1 protein-coding gene is annotated in these 229 nt (G+C 63.8%); it reads right to left on the reverse strand.

Going from position 1 to position 229, the window contains the following annotated elements:
* The coding region (locus ACRHNM_RS18505; RefSeq protein WP_431138085.1) for a hypothetical protein at positions 1 to 229 on the reverse strand (229 nt) is incomplete at both ends.

Genomic DNA, 229 nt, shown 5'->3' on the forward strand with positions numbered 1-229 from the left:
GGTTCTCGTAGGAACGCATCATCGCGCCCGGGTGGAAGGCGGTGATCTGGTTGTTGTCGTGGTCGGTGGTGATGAACGCCTGCGGGGTGAACAGCTCATCGATCACGCGCACGCGCGTCAGGTCGATGCCCAAGCCTTCGAAGTACTCGCGGTACGGGCCGAAGTCCGAACCCACGGTGCCCATCGGGATCGGCTGGCCGCCCAGCAGGTGCAGGTTGTAGGCGATGTT

This window comes from Psychroserpens mesophilus (assembly GCF_050617655.1).
GTDB lineage: Bacteria > Bacteroidota > Bacteroidia > Flavobacteriales > Flavobacteriaceae > Psychroserpens > Psychroserpens mesophilus_A.